General features: G+C 53.1%; 16 protein-coding genes and 1 tRNA gene. 16 read left to right on the top strand and 1 reads right to left on the bottom strand.

What is annotated here, in order from left to right; all coding sequences use genetic code 11:
* Positions 1-44: 44 nt before the first annotated feature.
* The 15 genes from FFA38_RS03735 to FFA38_RS03665 all read left to right on the top strand — a co-directional run bounded on the left by FFA38_RS03735 (position 45) and on the right by FFA38_RS03665 (position 15,696).
* Entirely contained in the window at positions 45-974 is a 930-nt protein-coding gene (locus FFA38_RS03735; protein ID WP_138316004.1) for a PhoH family protein, read from the top strand.
* Positions 974-1,438: an rRNA maturation RNase YbeY gene (ybeY, locus tag FFA38_RS03730; protein ID WP_138275458.1), complete on the top strand. Its 465-nt coding sequence runs from the start codon at positions 974-976 to the stop codon at positions 1,436-1,438. The genes FFA38_RS03735 and ybeY overlap by 1 nt, the downstream gene beginning before the upstream one ends.
* Positions 1,435-2,565 (top strand): hemolysin family protein, encoded by a 1,131-nt coding sequence (locus tag FFA38_RS03725; RefSeq protein ID WP_138315571.1) that lies wholly within the window; start codon positions 1,435-1,437, stop codon positions 2,563-2,565. The genes ybeY and FFA38_RS03725 overlap by 4 nt, the downstream gene beginning before the upstream one ends.
* The gene (gene era, locus FFA38_RS03720) at positions 2,565-3,455 is read left to right on the top strand and encodes a GTPase Era (RefSeq protein ID WP_138275456.1); all 891 of its coding nucleotides are present in this window, start codon (positions 2,565-2,567) and stop codon (positions 3,453-3,455) included. The genes FFA38_RS03725 and era overlap by 1 nt, the downstream gene beginning before the upstream one ends.
* 175 nt (positions 3,456-3,630) lie before the next feature.
* Entirely contained in the window at positions 3,631-5,367 is a 1,737-nt protein-coding gene (leuA, locus tag FFA38_RS03715) for a 2-isopropylmalate synthase (RefSeq protein ID WP_138315570.1), read from the top strand.
* Between the two features lie 28 nt (positions 5,368-5,395).
* Entirely contained in the window at positions 5,396-6,121 is a 726-nt protein-coding gene (recO, locus tag FFA38_RS03710; RefSeq protein WP_138315569.1) for a DNA repair protein RecO, read from the top strand.
* On the top strand, positions 6,118-6,903 hold the full coding sequence (locus tag FFA38_RS03705) for an isoprenyl transferase (RefSeq protein ID WP_138315568.1): 786 nt from the start codon (positions 6,118-6,120) through the stop codon (positions 6,901-6,903). The genes recO and FFA38_RS03705 overlap by 4 nt, the downstream gene beginning before the upstream one ends.
* A 51-nt stretch (positions 6,904-6,954) precedes the next feature.
* Positions 6,955-8,334 carry a glycine--tRNA ligase gene (locus tag FFA38_RS03700; RefSeq protein ID WP_138275452.1) on the top strand — a complete coding sequence of 460 codons (1,380 nt, stop codon included), beginning with the start codon at positions 6,955-6,957 and terminating at the stop codon, positions 8,332-8,334.
* Positions 8,335-8,339: 5 nt separating this feature from the next.
* Entirely contained in the window at positions 8,340-9,521 is a 1,182-nt protein-coding gene (gene dusB / locus FFA38_RS03695) for a tRNA dihydrouridine synthase DusB (RefSeq protein WP_138315567.1), read from the top strand.
* Positions 9,522-10,799: a deoxyguanosinetriphosphate triphosphohydrolase gene (locus FFA38_RS03690; RefSeq protein WP_138315566.1), complete on the top strand. Its 1,278-nt coding sequence runs from the start codon at positions 9,522-9,524 to the stop codon at positions 10,797-10,799.
* A gap of 10 nt (positions 10,800-10,809) precedes the next feature.
* Positions 10,810-12,678 (top strand): DNA primase, encoded by a 1,869-nt coding sequence (gene dnaG, locus FFA38_RS03685; protein WP_138315565.1) that lies wholly within the window; start codon positions 10,810-10,812, stop codon positions 12,676-12,678.
* Positions 12,671-13,579, top strand: a complete 909-nt coding sequence (locus tag FFA38_RS03680; protein WP_253786105.1) for a D-isomer specific 2-hydroxyacid dehydrogenase family protein — start codon at positions 12,671-12,673, stop codon at positions 13,577-13,579. Before dnaG ends, FFA38_RS03680 begins: the two co-directional genes overlap by 8 nt.
* A gap of 65 nt (positions 13,580-13,644) precedes the next feature.
* A tRNA-Asn gene (locus FFA38_RS03675) sits at positions 13,645-13,720 on the top strand.
* 168 nt (positions 13,721-13,888) lie between these two features.
* A complete protein-coding gene (locus FFA38_RS03670; RefSeq protein WP_172955996.1) occupies positions 13,889-15,025 on the top strand; it encodes a sensor histidine kinase in 1,137 nt (378 codons plus the stop codon).
* Positions 15,026-15,027: 2 nt separating this feature from the next.
* Positions 15,028-15,696, top strand: coding sequence for a response regulator (locus tag FFA38_RS03665; protein ID WP_138315563.1), 669 nt, complete (start codon positions 15,028-15,030; stop codon positions 15,694-15,696).
* On the opposite strand, the gene def is transcribed toward FFA38_RS03665, so the two are convergent.
* On the bottom strand, positions 15,667-16,233 hold the full coding sequence (gene def, locus FFA38_RS03660) for a peptide deformylase (protein ID WP_138315562.1): 567 nt from the start codon (positions 16,231-16,233) through the stop codon (positions 15,667-15,669). The genes FFA38_RS03665 and def overlap by 30 nt on opposite strands.
* 80 nt (positions 16,234-16,313) lie before the next feature.
* Between def and FFA38_RS03655 the strand changes: the two genes are divergently transcribed.
* A complete protein-coding gene (locus tag FFA38_RS03655) occupies positions 16,314-17,213 on the top strand; it encodes a DMT family transporter (RefSeq protein WP_138315561.1) in 900 nt (299 codons plus the stop codon).
* Positions 17,214-17,221: the final 8 nt, after the last annotated feature.

The raw sequence follows: 17,221 nt of genomic DNA, 5'->3' as shown, positions 1-17,221 counted from the left end.
CTGATAAATCACGCACCGAGATCCTTGAGGTACAGGGTGTGCCGATGGTGGCGCTTTTTGGTACCGAGGACAGGCTCCTTAAGACGCTGGAGCTAACCTATCCTGATGTTGATGTGCACGCCCGCGGAAATTCGATAGCCATCAATGGTCCAGCCAGCCAAGTTGCCGCAGCGAAGAGCCTCATTGAGGAAATGATCGCCATGATCATCGCGGGTAAAGAATTGGTTCCTCAAGACCTGACCCGTTCTGCCAAGATGCTGAGTACCGACGTCAAACCCGCCGATGTTCTGAGCCAGAGCATCCTGAGCTCTCGCGGTAAAAGCATTAGGCCAAAAACTCTTGGGCAAAAGAACTATGTGGATGCTATTGATGAGCACACTGTGGTTTTTGGTATTGGTCCGGCTGGAACCGGAAAAACCTACCTTGCCATGGCCAAAGCGGTTCAGGCTCTACAGCGCAAAGAAGTCAGCCGCATTATTTTGACTAGGCCAGCGGTTGAAGCCGGAGAGCGACTTGGATTTCTGCCGGGAACCCTCAACGACAAGATTGATCCTTATCTAAGGCCACTTTTCGATGCACTTCACGAGATGCTTGATTCAGAAGCTGTTCCAAAGCTAATGGCAGCAGGAACCATTGAAGTTGCACCGTTGGCCTACATGCGTGGCCGCACTCTGAACGATTCATTCATCATCCTCGATGAGGCGCAAAACACCACACCAGAGCAAATGAAGATGTTTCTGACCCGATTGGGATTCAATTCCAAAATGGTCGTGACCGGTGACATCACCCAGATAGACCTGCCAACCGGAGCATCTGGCCTGCGGACAGCCGTGGAGGTTTTGAGCGATCTTGAGGACATGCACTTTGCGACCCTAACCTCTGAGGATGTGGTTCGTCACACCCTCGTTTCAAAAATTGTCGATGCTTATTCGAAGTATGACGAGTCCAAACTGAAGCATGGAGCCAAGAAATAATGAGTATCGAAATCAATAATGAGACTGAGATTGAGGTCGATGAGGCGCGAGTACTAAGCCTGGCAACCCATGCACTTGACGTTCTCTACATTCATCCCAAAGCTGACCTCGCAATTGTTTTTGTTGATGAGCCCGCTATGGAGACTCTTCACATTGAGTGGATGGATGAGCCCGGCCCAACTGATGTCCTTAGCTTTCCGATGGATGAGCTTCGACCTGGGACGGAACTCGAGCCAACTCCAGCCGGGCTCCTCGGCGACATCGTTATTTGCCCACAGGTGGCAGCCAAGCAAGCCCTTGCTGCCGGGCACGAGACAATAAACGAGGTCTTGCTTCTGACCACCCACGGAATACTCCACCTGCTGGGGTATGACCACGCCGAACCAGATGAAGAAAAAGAAATGTTTGGACTTCAGCGTGAAATTCTCGAAAGTTTCTACGCGTCTGAAGGTGCTAGTCGTTGATCATTCTCGCAATCTGGATAGCGGTCATTCTGGCCGTCTTGACGACTGTGACGGCCGTTCTCAAGGCGGCTTTAGAAGCCAATGAAGACCCGCAAGCTGAATCCCTTGGCTTTGTGCGACTCAGCCTGACCGGCATTTTTGGTGTGGTTGTCGGCCAAAGCGTCAGCCCGTTGGGGTGGAGTTGGTGGCAGGGTGCCCTAATTGCCAGCTTCTGGATGTTTGCACTGCTAATCGGTAGTCAGTTTGCTGCTAAGCGCCTTGGTCAGGCAGATGTAATCAAATCCCTTGCTCAGTCTGCCGCGCCCCTAATTCTTTCGATTCACCTGGTCTTCACCCCGATTTCTTTGCCGAAGAGTGAAGAGCCAGAAGAGTTCGAGCAGGAACTCCTAGATTCAGTAGAAGAGTTCAGCGAGACCATCGTTCGCGAGATTATGGTTCCGCGAGTCGACATGGCAACGGTTGCCGCCGACGTTGAGCTTCGAGATGCAATGGGTGTTTTTCTAAAACGCGGTTACTCGCGGTTGCCTGTAGTTGGCAAGAACATCGATGACATTAGCGGCATCTTGTACATGAAAGATGTGGCTCGCCTGCTTCATGAAAGCCCTAGCGTGATGGCCAAACGAAAGGCCAGCGCTGTTGCCCGACCAGTCATCTTCGTACCCGAATCAAAACAAGTAGACGATCTTCTTCGCGAAATGCAACTTTCCTCAACCCACATCGCAGTTGTAATTGACGAGTATGGGGGAGTTGCCGGCCTGGCAACCATGGAGGATGTCATCGAGGAAATCGTTGGCGAAATCAGCGATGAGTACGACCGAGACGACCTGGACTTTGTGGATCTAGGTGACGGACGATACCGAGTGAATGCCCGTTTTCCGCTCAGCGATCTGGGTGAGAATCTTGAGCTTGAACTTGAAGATGAGGACGTCGACAGCATCGGCGGGCTACTTGCCAAGGCCCTGGGGCGATTGCCTAAATTTAAGGATGAGGTAACCGTTTCTGGTTTAAACATCACCGCAGAGCGGATTGAGGGTAAGCGAAAGCGACTAACCTCGGTAATTGTGCAGAAAGCACAGAGTTTGGCTGACGCCCAGTCTGCCTTTGAGCAACTGGATCAGGAGAACTAATGAGCGAGCACCGTTCGGGATTTGCATCTTTCGTTGGGCGCCCAAACGTGGGTAAGTCAACGTTGACCAACGCCTTGGTGGGCGAGAAGATCGCCATCACCAGTGCAAAGCCGCAGACCACTCGCCGTGCGATTCGAGGAATTGTGCACCGTGATTTTGGCCAACTCATCTTGGTCGACACTCCAGGCCTGCACCGACCTCGCACGCTACTTGGACAGCGCCTGAATGATCTAGTCGAGCAAACCCTCGGAGACGTCGACGTAATTGGTTTTTGCATCCCAGCCAACGAAAAAATTGGTCCCGGCGACCAGTTCATCAATGAGCAGCTGAATGAGTTCAGGAGAGCAAAGCTGGTTGCAATTGTCACGAAGTCAGAACTGGTTAGCCCTGAAGAGCTGGCTAGGCAACTGATAGCCGTGGCTGAGTTGCGTGACTGGCGAGCAATCGTTCCGGTTTCCGCCGTCGCTGAGGATCAACTTGAAGTTTTGACGAAGGTACTAATCGACTTGCTGCCTGAATCGCCGGCGCTTTATCCGCCAGAGGCCGTTACCGACGAGACACTTGAGAATCGCATCTGTGAATTGATTCGTGAGGCTGCACTCGAGGGTGTTCGTGATGAGTTGCCTCACTCTATTGCTGTCACCATCGATGAAATGTCAAAGCGTAAGGGGCAGAATCTTACTGACATCCATGCCAACATCTTTGTTGAGCGGGACAGTCAAAAAGGCATCATCATTGGCCACAAGGGCTCACGACTAATTGATGTCGGAAAGCGCTCACGCCTTGAAATCGAAAAGCTAATCGGACACAAGGTGTTTCTGGGGCTGCGAGTAAAGGTTGCATCAGAGTGGCAGCGCGATCCAAAACAGCTTGGGAAACTTGGATTCTAGGGATTTCAGGTCTACTCTAAAAGTGTGTTCTCGCTCCTGCTTAGCGGCCGCAACGAGGCCTAACTCGGCCTTCCTCGTTGCGGAGCTTTTTGCTGGTCGCACTCACGCCATTGAATTGGCCCACATTTTTAGTCCGAAGGCATAGTTTTAGCTCTCGGGTCAACAGGAGAACATCATGGAAAACACACAGCGTCCTTCGGGAATGCCGGTTCACAAATATGTACCATTTCACGAGCAAATTGCGGTTTCACTTCCAGATCGCACCTGGCCGAACAAAGTAATTTCTGAAGCTCCGCGCTGGTGCGCTGTTGACCTTCGCGATGGCAACCAAGCATTGATCGACCCGATGAGTCCGGAGCGCAAGCTCAAGATGTTCAAACTTTTAGTCAAGATGGGCTACAAGGAGATTGAGGTTGGATTTCCATCGGCCAGCCAGACTGACTTTGACTTCGTTCGTCTACTAATTGAAGATGGGCACATCCCAGCAGACGTGACTGTTCAGGTACTAACTCAGGCCCGCGATGCCCTTATTGAGCGCACCTATGAGTCGCTAAAGGGTGCCAAGAAGGCAATCGTGCACTTCTACAACTCAACTTCAGTCCTTCAGCGTCGGGTGGTTTTCAACCAGGACAAACAGGGCATCATGGAGATCGCACTCTCGGGTGCTCGCAAATGCCGCTCGATGGAGTCGCTGATTCCTGATACCGACGTTTACTACGAGTACTCTCCAGAGTCATACACCGGTACCGAGCTCGAGTATGCGGTTGAGGTTTGCAATGCCGTTATCGAGGTTCTAGATCCAAAGCCGGATCACAAGATGGTCATCAACCTACCGGCAACGGTAGAGATGGCAACTCCGAATGTTTACGCTGACTCCATCGAATGGATGAGCCGAAACATCGCCCGACGCGACAGTGTTCTGATTTCGTTGCACCCACACAATGACCGTGGGACTGCAGTTGCCGCGGCTGAACTCGGATACATGGCCGGTGCGGACCGTATTGAGGGCTGCTTGTTCGGAAACGGCGAGCGTACTGGAAACGTGGACCTAATCACTCTGGGTATGAACCTGTTCAGTCAGGGTATTGACCCACACATCGACTTCAGTGATCTGGATGAGATCAAGCGGACAGTAGAGTACTGCAACCAATTGGCCGTGCCAGAACGCGCTCCCTACGGTGGAGATTTGGTTTACACCGCGTTCTCAGGTTCACACCAGGACGCTATCAAAAAGGGCTTCGAGCTCATGGCCAAAGAGGCTGATGACAAGGGCGTGTCGGTCGACGACTTGGTTTGGGCTGTTCCTTACTTGCCAATCGACCCTAAGGACGTTGGTCGCTCATACGAGGCTGTTATCCGTGTGAATTCACAGTCTGGCAAGGGTGGCGTGGCTTATCTTTTGAAGACTGATCACCACCTAGACCTGCCAAGAAAGCTGCAGATTGAGTTCTCACGTGTGGTTCAAAACCGTACCGATGAAAAGGGCGGCGAAGTCTCATCAGCCATGCTTTGGGACATCTTCACCGATGAGTACCTGCCGGCCCCTGCGGACCGAATCGACCTAAAGTGGGGCCGTTTCGAGCTCAAGAAGATGCGCACCGCCAGCGACATGAACGGCACCGTCGACCTCAACATCGTGTTGCGTGATGGAACTGGCGAGTTGGAAGCACACGGTACCGGTAACGGCCCGATTTCAGCATTTTTGAGTGTCTTGAGTCAGCAGGGCGTCGAAGTTCGCCTGCTCGACTACGTTGAACACACATTGAGTGAGGGTGGCGATGCTCAGGCAGCCGCTTACGTCGAACTAGAGGTCAACGGAAAGACACTTTGGGGTGTTGGTATTGATGGCGACATTTCGACTGCGTCTCTCAAGGCGGTTATTTCCGCGGTGAACCGAGCCATTCGCAACTAATCAGGACAATTAGTCGGATACTTGCTCTGTGCCTTTATACAGAGATGAAGCGGTTGTGCTGCGCACCCACAAGTTGGGTGAGGCCGACCGCATCGTCACGCTTTTGTCAAGGTACAACGGGCAAATCAGGGCTGTAGCCAAGGGTGTACGCCGTACCGGATCTAAGTTCGGTGCCCGGCTTGAGCCGTTCATGGTTGTTGAAGCCCAGTTTTATGAGGGTCGCACACTCGATGTCGTCAATCAGGTTGAAACTATTGGGGCCTACGGCCGCGAAATCATTGCCGATTACCCTGCCTACACCGCTGCAACGGCGATGGTTGAAACCGCCGAAAAACTCACCGGTGATGACTCAAGTCCTCAGCAGTATTTGCTTTTGGTTGGTGCGCTCAGGTCACTGGCCAACCGTGAACATGATGCCTCTTTAGTTTTAGATTCTTACCTCCTCCGTGCACTGGCAATTGCGGGTTGGGCTCCAAACTTTGTTGACTGCTCTCGTTGTTCCGCGCCAGGACCTCATCAGGCGTTTGTGATGCAGCTCGGCGGCGTGGTTTGTCGTGATTGCCGGCCAGCAGGTGCGGCCGTCATTGACCAGCAAACCGCGGTCATGCTCGGCGCGCTTTTGTCTGGCGAGTGGGAAGTAGTTGAGGCTGCTCCTGACGGTATTCGCTCCGCAGCATCGGGTATCGTTGCTGCTTATAGTCAGTGGCACATCGAGCGCGGACTAAAGTCCCTTCAACACGTGGAACGTCAATGAGTACTTTTGATTCAGTAGCCAAGCCGGGCGTAACCGTGCCAAGTTTTGTGCCCGGATCTGTTCCGCAGCACATTGCCATTGTTATGGATGGCAACGGTCGATGGGCCAACCAGCGCGGACTCACTAGGGTAGAGGGGCATAAAGCCGGTGAGGCGGCCTTGCTTGACGTTGTTGCCGGAGCGATTGAAGCCGGGGTTAAGTACCTCACGGTCTACGCGTTTTCTACCGAAAATTGGAAGCGTTCACCTGACGAGGTTCGTTTTCTTATGGGATTCAACCGCGAGGTGCTTCGAAAGCGTCGCGATCAACTGAATGCCTGGGGCGTCCGGATTCGCTGGGCTGGTCGCAGGCCGCGGCTGTGGTTATCGGTGATCGATGAGCTTAGAGCGGCTGAAAAGTTGACCGAAAAGAACACGACGCTGACTCTGACTATGTGTGTGAACTATGGGTCACGAATTGAGATCGCCGACGCTGTGAAAGCAATTGCCACCGATGTTGAATCAGGCAAGCTAAGGGCAAGCGCAGTGTCAGAGCGCACCATTCAGAAGTATCTCAACACCAACTACCTGCCAGATGTTGATTTGTTCCTTCGAAGCTCGGGCGAGCAGCGCACCTCAAACTTTCTTCTTTGGCAGTCTGCCTATGCGGAATTTGTTTTTATGGATACCCTCTGGCCAGACTTTGATCGAACCTCTTTGTGGGCTGCCATCGGGCACTATCACCAGCGAGATAGAAGATTTGGTGGGGCTGTAGATCAGCCAAAATCCCAGGCTTCAAAGTAGACTAAGAACTTCGAACAAGTGCCAGGCATCCAGCTTGGGCAAGGAGTTTAAGTGGCTACCCCAAATCGTCTAGATTCAGTAATTTCTCTCGCAAAACGTCGTGGATTTGTTTTTCAGGCAGGCGAGATTTACGGCGGAAGCCGCTCGGCTTGGGATTACGGACCACTGGGTGTTGAACTAAAAGAGAACATCAAAAAGCAGTGGTGGCGGACTGTAGTACAGAGCCGCGAAGACATTGTTGGACTTGACTCTTCAGTAATCCTGCCTCGCAAGGTGTGGGAAGCATCTGGTCACGTTCGTGAGTTCTCAGACCCTCTAATTGAGTGCACCAGCTGCCACAAGCGCTTCCGCCAGGATCACCTAGAAGAGGCTTTCGAAGAGAAGAAGGGTCGTGCTCCTGAGAGCATGGCTGACATTGCCTGCCCAAACTGTGGCGGCAAGGACATCTGGACTGAGCCGAAAGCCTTCAACGGTTTGCTACAAACCTTCTTGGGTCCGGTAGCAGCCGAGGAAGGCCTTCACTACCTGCGTCCAGAGACGGCGCAGGGCATCTTCGTAAACTTCGCCAACGTTCTTGGTGCAGCTCGAATGAAGCCTCCGTTTGGAATCGGTCAAATCGGAAAGTCATTCCGAAACGAGATCACACCTGGAAACTTCATCTTCCGTACCCGCGAGTTCGAGCAGATGGAGATGGAATTCTTTGTCGAGCCTGGAACCGACGAAGAATGGCACGACTACTGGATTGAACAGCGTATGAATTGGTACACCGATTTGGGTATCAATCCGGACAACCTGCGCCTCTACGAGCACGCCAAAGAGAAGCTGTCACACTACTCAAAGCGTACCGTCGACATCGAGTACCGCTTCGGCTTCCCGGGCAGTGAATTTGGCGAGCTTGAAGGTATTGCAAACCGCACAGACTTTGACCTCACCACTCACTCCCGTGAATCAGGCACCGATCTGAGCTACTTCGACCAGGCCAAGGGGGAGCGTTGGACTCCCTACGTAATTGAGCCAGCGGCGGGTCTAACCCGTTCGCTAATGGCCTTCTTGGTTGACGCATATTCTGAGGATGAAGCACCAAACACCAAGGGTGGCGTAGACGTCCGTACAGTTCTCCGCCTTGATTACCGCCTGGCTCCAGTGAAGGCCGCCATTCTTCCGTTGTCTCGTAATGAGGACCTATCGCCAGTAGCGCGTAACCTCGCTCAGGAGCTACGTGGTTACTGGAACATCGACTTTGATGACTCGGGTGCGATTGGTCGTCGATACCGTCGTCAGGACGAAATCGGAACTCCATTCTGTGTGACCGTCGACTTCGAGACTCTTGACGACCAGGCAGTTACCGTTCGCGAACGAGACACCATGCAGCAGGAGCGCGTATCGCTGTCTAAGCTTCGCGAATACCTTGGCGCCAAGCTAGTTTCCTAGGAACCATGACAGATCAACTGGGCGAGAAGCCGGCACTGCAGTACGGCTCCATCGGGATTAAAACCCCGGTGGTGCTGGCACCGATGGCTGGAATCACTAACACAGCTTTTCGTCGTCTGTGTCGTGAATTTGGTGGCGGGCTGTTTGTTTCTGAGATGGTCACTTCTAGGGCGCTCGTCGAGCGAACCGAGGAGTCTTTGCGACTAGTAGGGCATCACGAGTCCGAAGACATTCGTTCAGTGCAGCTTTACGGTGTTGACCCAAAGACAATCGCTGAGGCTGTAACCATGCTGGTTGCAGAGGACCGCGCGGACCACATCGATTTGAATTTCGGATGCCCGGTGCCGAAGGTGACCCGAAAGGGTGGCGGAGCTGCTCTGCCTTGGAAGCAGGACCTCTTCGCTTCAATAGTCACGGCCGCAGTTAAGGCCGCCGGCGATATCCCGCTGACCGTAAAAATGCGCAAAGGCATCGATTCGGATCACCTAACCTACCTGGATGCCGGAAAAGCAGCCAGAGATGCCGGTGTGACCGCGGTAGCTCTTCACGGCCGAACAGCTTCGGAGTATTACTCGGGGCAGGCGGACTGGCAGGCAATTGCAACGCTCAGAGAGTCTCTGCCGGATGTCCAGGTTCTTGGAAACGGTGACATCTGGTCAGCCGCAGATGCAATTCGAATGATGCGCGAAACCGGAGTAGACGGCGTAGTAGTTGGTCGCGGTTGCCTAGGTCGTCCATGGTTGTTTGGAGACCTTCAGGCGGCTTTCGATGAGTACCAGCGTGATCCAAACTCAAATGCTGCTATCTCGCCGATTCAGCCAAACCTTGGTCAAGTTGCTGATGCGTTCAAGCGTCACGGCGAGCTTCTAGTCGAGTTTTTTGAGAGCGAAGAACACGCCTGCCGAGACATTCGTAAGCACGTTGCCTGGTACTTCAAGGGGTATCCGGTGGGTGGGGAATTCAGAGCCTCACTTGCACAGGTTGAGTCGCTGGCACACATGGATGACATCCTGGGAACACTTGATCGCGAACAACCGTATCCGGGTGAAGAAGCCGAGGGCCCACGTGGACGACTGGGTGGTGCAAAAGTTTGCGCACTCCCAGAGAATTGGCTTCAGTCGCGTGAGTTGATCAGTGACCAGCGCAAGGTCCTTCTAGACGCGGAAATCGGAGTTTCAGGAGGCTAAATGGACATTCGAAACTCAATCGAGCCTGGCTACAGTGACTTCGATCGTGAACGGTTCCTGACCGAAGAGCGCACCAGCGGCACTCGGCGCGGAGAGTTTGCCCGCGATCGGGCACGCGTGGTTCATTCGTCTGCCCTTCGCCGACTCGGTGCCAAGACTCAAGTTCTTTCTCCGTCTGGTGGAGATTTTGCTCGCACTCGTTTGACCCACTCTCTAGAGGTGGCTCAGATTGGTCGCGAAATGGCACGTGACCTAAACCTCAACGCTGACATCGTTGACATGGCTTGTTTGGCCCATGATTTGGGTCATCCGCCGTTCGGGCACAATGGTGAAAAGGCTCTGAACGACTGGTCTGAGAACATTGGAGGGTTTGAGGGCAACGCTCAGACTCTGCGTTTGCTCACGCGCATCGAACCAAAAGTTTTCCTGCCTGACGGCACCTCGCTCGGACTAAATCTGACTCGTGCCAGCCTAGATGCCACCTGCAAGTATCCGTGGAGTCTTGCTGATGCACCTCAGGGTCGCGAGCACTCGATCAAGTTTGGTGTTTACGAAGATGACCTGCCGGTTTTCAATTGGCTCAGAGAAGGTGCACCGTATCGGGTTAAATCTGTTGAGGCTCAGGTCATGGATTTCGCCGATGACGTTGCCTACTCAGTGCATGATTTTGAAGACGCCATTGTCGGTGGATTCGTTGACCTTTCGGTCCTGAGTGATGTGCGCTCAGGCAGTGAACTGGTAGCCAAAATCGCCGAGTGGAGTCTGGGTATCTACAGCGAGGATGAGCTTAGTGAAGCCTTGGATCGACTTAAGGCCGAAACCTACTGGTTGAAGCACTACGACAAGAGCGCAGAAGCCCAGGGCACCCTGAAGAACCTAAGTAGCGCCCTGATCGGACGATTTGTCAGTCAGACCATCGATGCCATTGTTGATGCCTCACCGAGTGATTCGATGGCGCGTTTCGGTGCCAACATTGTGGTTCCGGTCTCGGTTCGACAAGAAATTGCCACACTCAAGGGCATTGTCTCGGCATTCCTGATGTCTCATGAGTCTCGCCGTCCTTTTTATGAATGGCAACGTGCTTTACTCGCTGAGTTAGCTGATGCCCTCCTGGCTGCAAATGGCCAACACCTTGACGCCTACTCCCGCGCAGCCTGGGCAGGCGCCAAGACTGAGGCCGAGCACCGTAGGGTGATTGTTGATCAAGTTGCATCGCTCACCGATCAGAGTGCAATCAACCTGCATCACCGCTTAGTCGGCTCACCGAATGCGACCTAGGATAACTTCTATGGCAGGCAAGATTCGAGCGCGAGACATCGACGAGGTCAAATCTCGGATAAACATCGCCGATGTCATTAGCGAGTACGTTGCACTGCGACCAGCCAGCGTTGGATCACTCAAGGGACTCTGCCCTTTTCACGATGAGAAGTCCCCGTCATTCAATGTCCGACCTGCTCAGGGTTTCTATCACTGCTTCGGTTGCGGCGAGGGAGGCGATGTCTACAAATTCGTCCAGCAAATGGATCAGTTGAGTTTCTATGAGTCAGTCGAGAAGTTGGCAGCTCGGGTTGGCTTTGAACTTACCTACGAAGAGGGCTCCTCAAGTCCAGATCAGGGGCAGCGGTCTCGATTGCTAGAGGCAAATGCTGCAGCAGCTGAATTCTATGCAAATCAACTCATGACTGACGCAGCGATTCCTGGGCGCGACTTCCTAAAAGGCAGGGGCTTTGACAAAGCCGCGGCTGAGCATTTTGGCATCGGTTTTGCACCTCAGGGGTGGAATAACCTAGTCGACCACCTCACCGCTAAAGGGTTCACCCTGGATGAACTAGTGACTGCCGGTTTGGCAACCAAGAGTGAGCGCGGCGCGTACGACAAATTTCGTGGTCGTCTAATTTGGCCAATTCGAGACACAACCGGCCAGGTAATTGGTTTTGGTGCCCGAAAACTTTTCGATGATGATCAGGGTCCCAAGTATCTGAACACAAGTGACACTTTGGTTTACCACAAGTCACAGGTACTTTACGGGCTTGATTTGGCAAAGCGCGACATCGCAAAGCAGCAAAAGGTGGTTGTTGTCGAGGGGTACACCGACGTAATGGCCTGCCACCTAGCAGGCATCACCACAGCTGTAGCTACCTGCGGAACTGCATTCGGTGATGATCACATTCGGATCCTGAACCGCATGCTATCGGCTGAAAAAGACACTCCAGCAGAAGTCATTTTTACCTTTGACCCTGATGCTGCCGGTCAGAAGGCGGCTATGCGAGCATTCTCTGATTCAGAGAAATTCTCGGCTCAAACATTTGTTGCTGTCGGGCCAGATGGTCTTGATCCATGCGATTTGAGGTCAGCTCGGGGCGACGAAGCTGTCCGGCTGATGATTGAGAATAAGCGCCCGTTGTTTGAGTTTGCTATCAAACAGAAGATTTCGAAGTTCGATCTGGCAACAATCGAGGGGCGGGTTGGCGCGGCTCGCGCTGCAGCGCCTATCGTCGCCGGAATCCGAGATTCGGCTCTTCGCCCAGCATATATTCGAGAACTTGCCGGATGGGTGAATCTTGAAGGCAACGAGGTAGCCGCGTTGGTCGATGCTGCAGGTAAGGCCGTTCGTAAAGAAGCGGTTGCAGACCTCCGAAGAGATCAAGTCAGCACTCAGTCTGCGCCTGAACCGCAGGTAGCCGGCTTTTCGCTGCCAAACCTAATTGACCCGATTACTCGATTCGAGCGCCAAGTGCTTGAGGTCCTTGTCCAGGTTCCTGACAGCTACAGCCAGGCGGAATTAGCCAGACTTGTTCGCGACGGGTTCTCGGCCCCGGCGCACAACGCCATTTTGGAGGCGGTTGCCACTGCGGCGGCGGTTAGGCAGCAGCCTGAGTTCTTGGCAACCGTTGCCGGTGCAACACCAGGGGAACTTCACCCACTACTGCGTGAAATTGCTGCTCAGTCATTGCCGGCAGCCGACCAGGCAGGTCTGGTCAGGTATGGCCAGGGTGTAATTGGCCGCGCGTTAGTCAACGCGCTTGCGCACGCAAAAGCCGATCTCCTTGCCGCGCTTCGACGCGTTGACGCCACCCTAGAGCCAGAAGAGTCCTCCAGAATTCAGCGCGAGCTGGTTGATCTCGAAGCTGAAAGGCGTCGGCTTCAAGGTGCCTAAGGTTATTTCGATTGCTCCAAAGAGTTTTCCGGAGTATGAGGAAGCAGTTCAATCTGCAGGGGGAGTGTTTGCACCTCTTTCGACGGAAACCAAGGGGTTAATCTGGACCGATTATTCTTCACCTGGTGACTTGGGCGAGGTGCTGCGTAGCTATCCGCAAATTGATTGGGTGCAATTACCGTTTGCTGGGGTAGATGCCTTCGATCAGGTGATTCAGATGCCGCATCGATTCACGTCAGCTAAGGGTGCGTATCGCGAACCGGTTGCCGAACATGCCTTGGCTATGAGCCTTGCTCTGATGCGAATTTTGCCAGAGCGGGCGCGCGCAAAACAGTGGGGCCGGCCATTTGCGGTGAGCCTTTATGAAGCCAAAGTTCTAATCGTTGGTGGGGGAGGAATCACTGAGGAGCTGCTGAATCTGCTGGCACCCTTTCGTGCCGATGTCACGGTGATTCGCAAGCAGGCTCTTGGCCTTCAAGGCTGCAAAACACTTACTTTTGAAAGCCTGGATGCTGAGTTACCGCTAGCGGACCTGGTTGTGATTACAGCAGCCCTCACGCCTGAGACCAGACACATGTTTGATGCCCGGCGCGTTGGACTAATGAAGCCCTCCGCGTATCTGGTCAACATTGCTCGCGGACCAATCATCAAGAGTGAAGACCTAATTTCTGCACTTGATCAAGGTGTAATTGCCGGTGCTGCGCTCGATGTGACTGACCCTGAACCCCTGCCGGAAGGCCACGCGCTTTGGGATGCCAAGAACATTCTGATCACACCGCACACAGCCGATACACGCGAAATGGTGGTGCGCTTGTTTTCAGAGCGTATCCGTGAAAACACCCTTGCCTTTATTGCTGGTGACCCGCTGGTTGGCGCAGTATCAGCAAAACTTGGATACTAATTTCGCGAAAACCGGCGATTTGCCCCTAAAACTTTGCTAATCTTTTCAGGTTGCTAAATCAACATTCCTCGGTAGCTCAATTGGCAGAGCAATCGGCTGTTAACCGATAGGTTCTTGGTTCGAGTCCAAGCCGGGGAGCCACTCTTTTTCGATGATCTGGAGGCCACGTTGATACGTTGGATCCAGGACCGTAAATGGCTCTCCCTAACTTACCTTTCACTATTTGGTGTCCTTTTTTTTGGCGGCATCGACCTTATGTCCCAGGGTTATTGGGCTTTACTAGCATCCTCGCTTTTCAGCCTTGCGATTTTGGCGCTGTATAAGCAGCCTTGGCTGAGTGTTGCACTCTTAGTTATTGCACCGGGTCTAGCAATTTACCTGGGGCTCTCGCTCCTTGCCGGAGTAGCCAGTGCGCTAGCGGCCCTCTTCATTCTTGCCCTGATGGCCAACCCGCTATTTGCACGGGTAATTTTTGGCGTAAATGTTGTTGCCGGAACCACACTCGCTGGGCTTTTGGTTTACTCCGGAAGTCCAGCCGTTCGAAGTTTTGGAATTGCTCTGCTCGATGACAGTGCGCGCCTTTTCGCTTTGGCAATTTCTGGGCTAGCAATTGTTGGCCTAAATGCAACGGCGTTCCTGGGCGGGCGGTACCTAATCACTCGCCACTTACACGTCGGAACACCGTTTGATCGAGCCATCGCCACTGATCTCCAATCGCAGTTGGCCCTGGAGCTTGCCGAGCAGACTGAGCGCTTTGAGATTGCTCGTGACATCAACGAGCTCATTATTCAGAAGGTTTCTGCCGTGATTTCACAGGCCGAGGGTGGACTATACGCCGCAAAGGCCGACATCAACTCTTCGATCAGAACCTTGGAGCGTATCGGCCAGAGTGCGCGAGCGGCACACACCGAATTGCGAAGACTCTTCGACATGTTGAACCGTAAACACACCGTTACTGCCGCACCGCCAAGGATCAAGAATCTTGAGGACCTTGTTGTGGCCTATCGCGAGTTCGGCTATTCAGTTTCGATGAGCCATGAAGGAGTGCCGTTTCGAATCAATACTGGCGCTGAATTGGCTGTCTATCGAATCGTGGTCGATGCCCTCGAGAACGTGAAGCAGCACTGCCCGGTTGGAACCGATGTGAGCATTGCCTTCAGCTGGGTTGACGAAGGTCTCCAGGTGTTAGTCAAAGATAATGGCGTTGAGGTCTCCCGACGCGCAGATCTAAACCTGAGCGTTGAAGAGTCGGGCTATACCGCAGACGACGACCTACGAGCACTAATTGAGCCAATCAAGGGCGCGAGTATCACTGCAATGCGGGAGCGCGCGGCTCTTTATGGTGGCAGCATCGAGGCAACACAGGTACCTGGCGTTGGTTTCACGCTTTCAGCAATTTTCCCAAGGCTCAAGACCTTGGCTGCGTCCGGTCAACGAATTCACTAAAAATGGCCAATCTCATTCGTGTCGGATTAGTTGACGGTGACGCTGATATCAGAGCTGGCCGTCGAATGATTTTTGAGGCCCAAGATGACCTTCAAATTGTTTTCGAAGATGATGATGCGGTTTCGCTAGCTGAGCGTGCACCTAAGGCCCTGATCGATGTTCTAGTAATTGACCACCGACTAAAATCCCTGGATGGCGTGTCGGCAATTGTCGAGTTGAATCGGGCCTACCTTGCCTACGATTCACAGATGCCGCCGGTTATTTTGACAGGTCCTTACTTCAGTAAAGAGCTCCAATTGGCTAGCATCGCGGCCGGCGCGACCGATCTAGTTACCCAAGAGGCCGGACCAGAAGAGCTTTTGCGGGCGGTTCGGTCCTCGCAGGCCAAGGGCGACAATCCAAACTTCGTTGAGCTTGGTGAGTTTCTGGCACAGTTTGATGAGCTCCCCGCGGCTCCAATTGGTTTTGCGCTAAACGTGGCGAACCTCGATGAACAAACTCGGCTTTTCGTTGCTGAGTTCTTGTCAGGAAAAGATGATTCTGAAATTGCAGCGCACTTTGAAGTGCCTAATTACCGAGTAAGAAAGACCCTGAACGACCTGACAGCCAAGTGTGGATTTGCAACCAGGGCTCAGTTGTTCTTAGCCTTCAAGGTTGTCGCGACCAGGTAACCAGCTCTTGCCTGGCTTGCCCCAGCCGTTATCTTCGATAATGTCCGTCGAAATCTCTTTCCACGGCTCTGCGAGACGGTCAACGTAAAGAATCCCATCTAGGTGGTCAAACTCATGCTGGAAGATTCGTGCAAACCATCCGTCTGCTTCAATGCGTACCGGTTTCTGGTCCAAATCGACGCCCGTGACTATCGCAGTCTCAGCTCGCTTGAGGGGAAAGCGCTCACCGGGCACTGATAGGCAACCCTCGATCTCGGTGTCCTCATCGGCCGGTTCATCGCTAATCGGGCCAATCTCTAGGCTCGGGTTTATGATCACGCCACGGCGTTCGTTGCCTTCATCATCGGCGTAGTCATAGGTAAAAATTCGCAGACCAACACCGATCTGTGGCGCGGCTAGGCCAACGCCCGGAGCCTTGTCCATAGTTTCAAACATGTCGGCTACCAAGGTTCTGAGTTCGTCGTTAAACTCAGTAACTTCGGCGGCTCGGTTGTGTAGGACTGGGTCACCAGTGATGCAAATAGGTCTAATGGTCATCCTACAAATTTACCCCCGAGCCTCACCGGAAACCCTCGATTTCAAAGATAGAGTCGAAGGGCTACAAAAAGGGAGAGCAAATGGGACCAGGTCTAGACATGCGCACCGTCGCTATCTTGCTTGCGGTCCTAGCTGCAGTCGCATTGGCCTTTGGTGCCCAGTTCCAGAACGACGCGGTCGTTCAAAAAAGCAAAATAAAAGACAAGCTCAAGGGCTCTCTTTCGCTAAAACAACTTCTCAATGTCATCAAGCACCCAAAGTGGCTTTCTGGCACCTTTTTTATGGGGTTGGCCATCGTGCTTCAACTCGGGTCCCTGTCGCTAGCGCCCCTAATAGTGGTTCAGCCCATCGGTGCTATTGCATTGGTGATAACCTCACTCCTCAATGCACGAGCCACTAAGACTCGGCTAAATCGGGGCACAATTCTTGCCATTTCGCTCTGCACCTTCGGAATCGCCGCCTTTGTATTGATGGCTTCAGGTGTTGCTGACGAGACTGAACTCACCGATGGCCACTTAGTTGAGGTTCTGATTGTTCTCGCCTCAATCCTCGTTGTGTTCGGTGCTCTATTTTTCACGCTCGGAAAGCGCATGAATGCGCTGATCTACGTGGTTGGAGCGGGCGTGCTGTATGGATTCGTTGCTACCTTGGCAAAGGTCGTTATCCAGCGAATTTACCAGGGACAGTTTGAGTGGTTGACCGCACTCTGTGCCGTAGGTCTCCTGATTGCAGTTTCACTGGGCGGATGGTTTGTTCAAAATGCCTATTCTTCAGGTCCACCTGACCTCGTCATCGCCGGCCTTACTGTGATTGATCCGCTGGTTGCCGTCTCCATCGGTATTGTCATCCTCGGAGAGGCACAGCAGGCAAGCTTGCCTACCATGATTGGTTTTGGGCTCAGCGCACTGGTCGCTGTGGTTGGTGTTTACCTAATTTCTAAGGTGCATCCTGAACTTCGTCCTAAAAAAGCTCACGTGTAGTTCAGTCC

Origin of the sequence: Rhodoluna limnophila (assembly GCF_005845365.1) — a bacterium.
In the GTDB taxonomy this organism is placed as follows: domain Bacteria; phylum Actinomycetota; class Actinomycetes; order Actinomycetales; family Microbacteriaceae; genus Rhodoluna; species Rhodoluna limnophila.
This window is presented reverse-complemented; position numbering and strand designations above follow the sequence as displayed.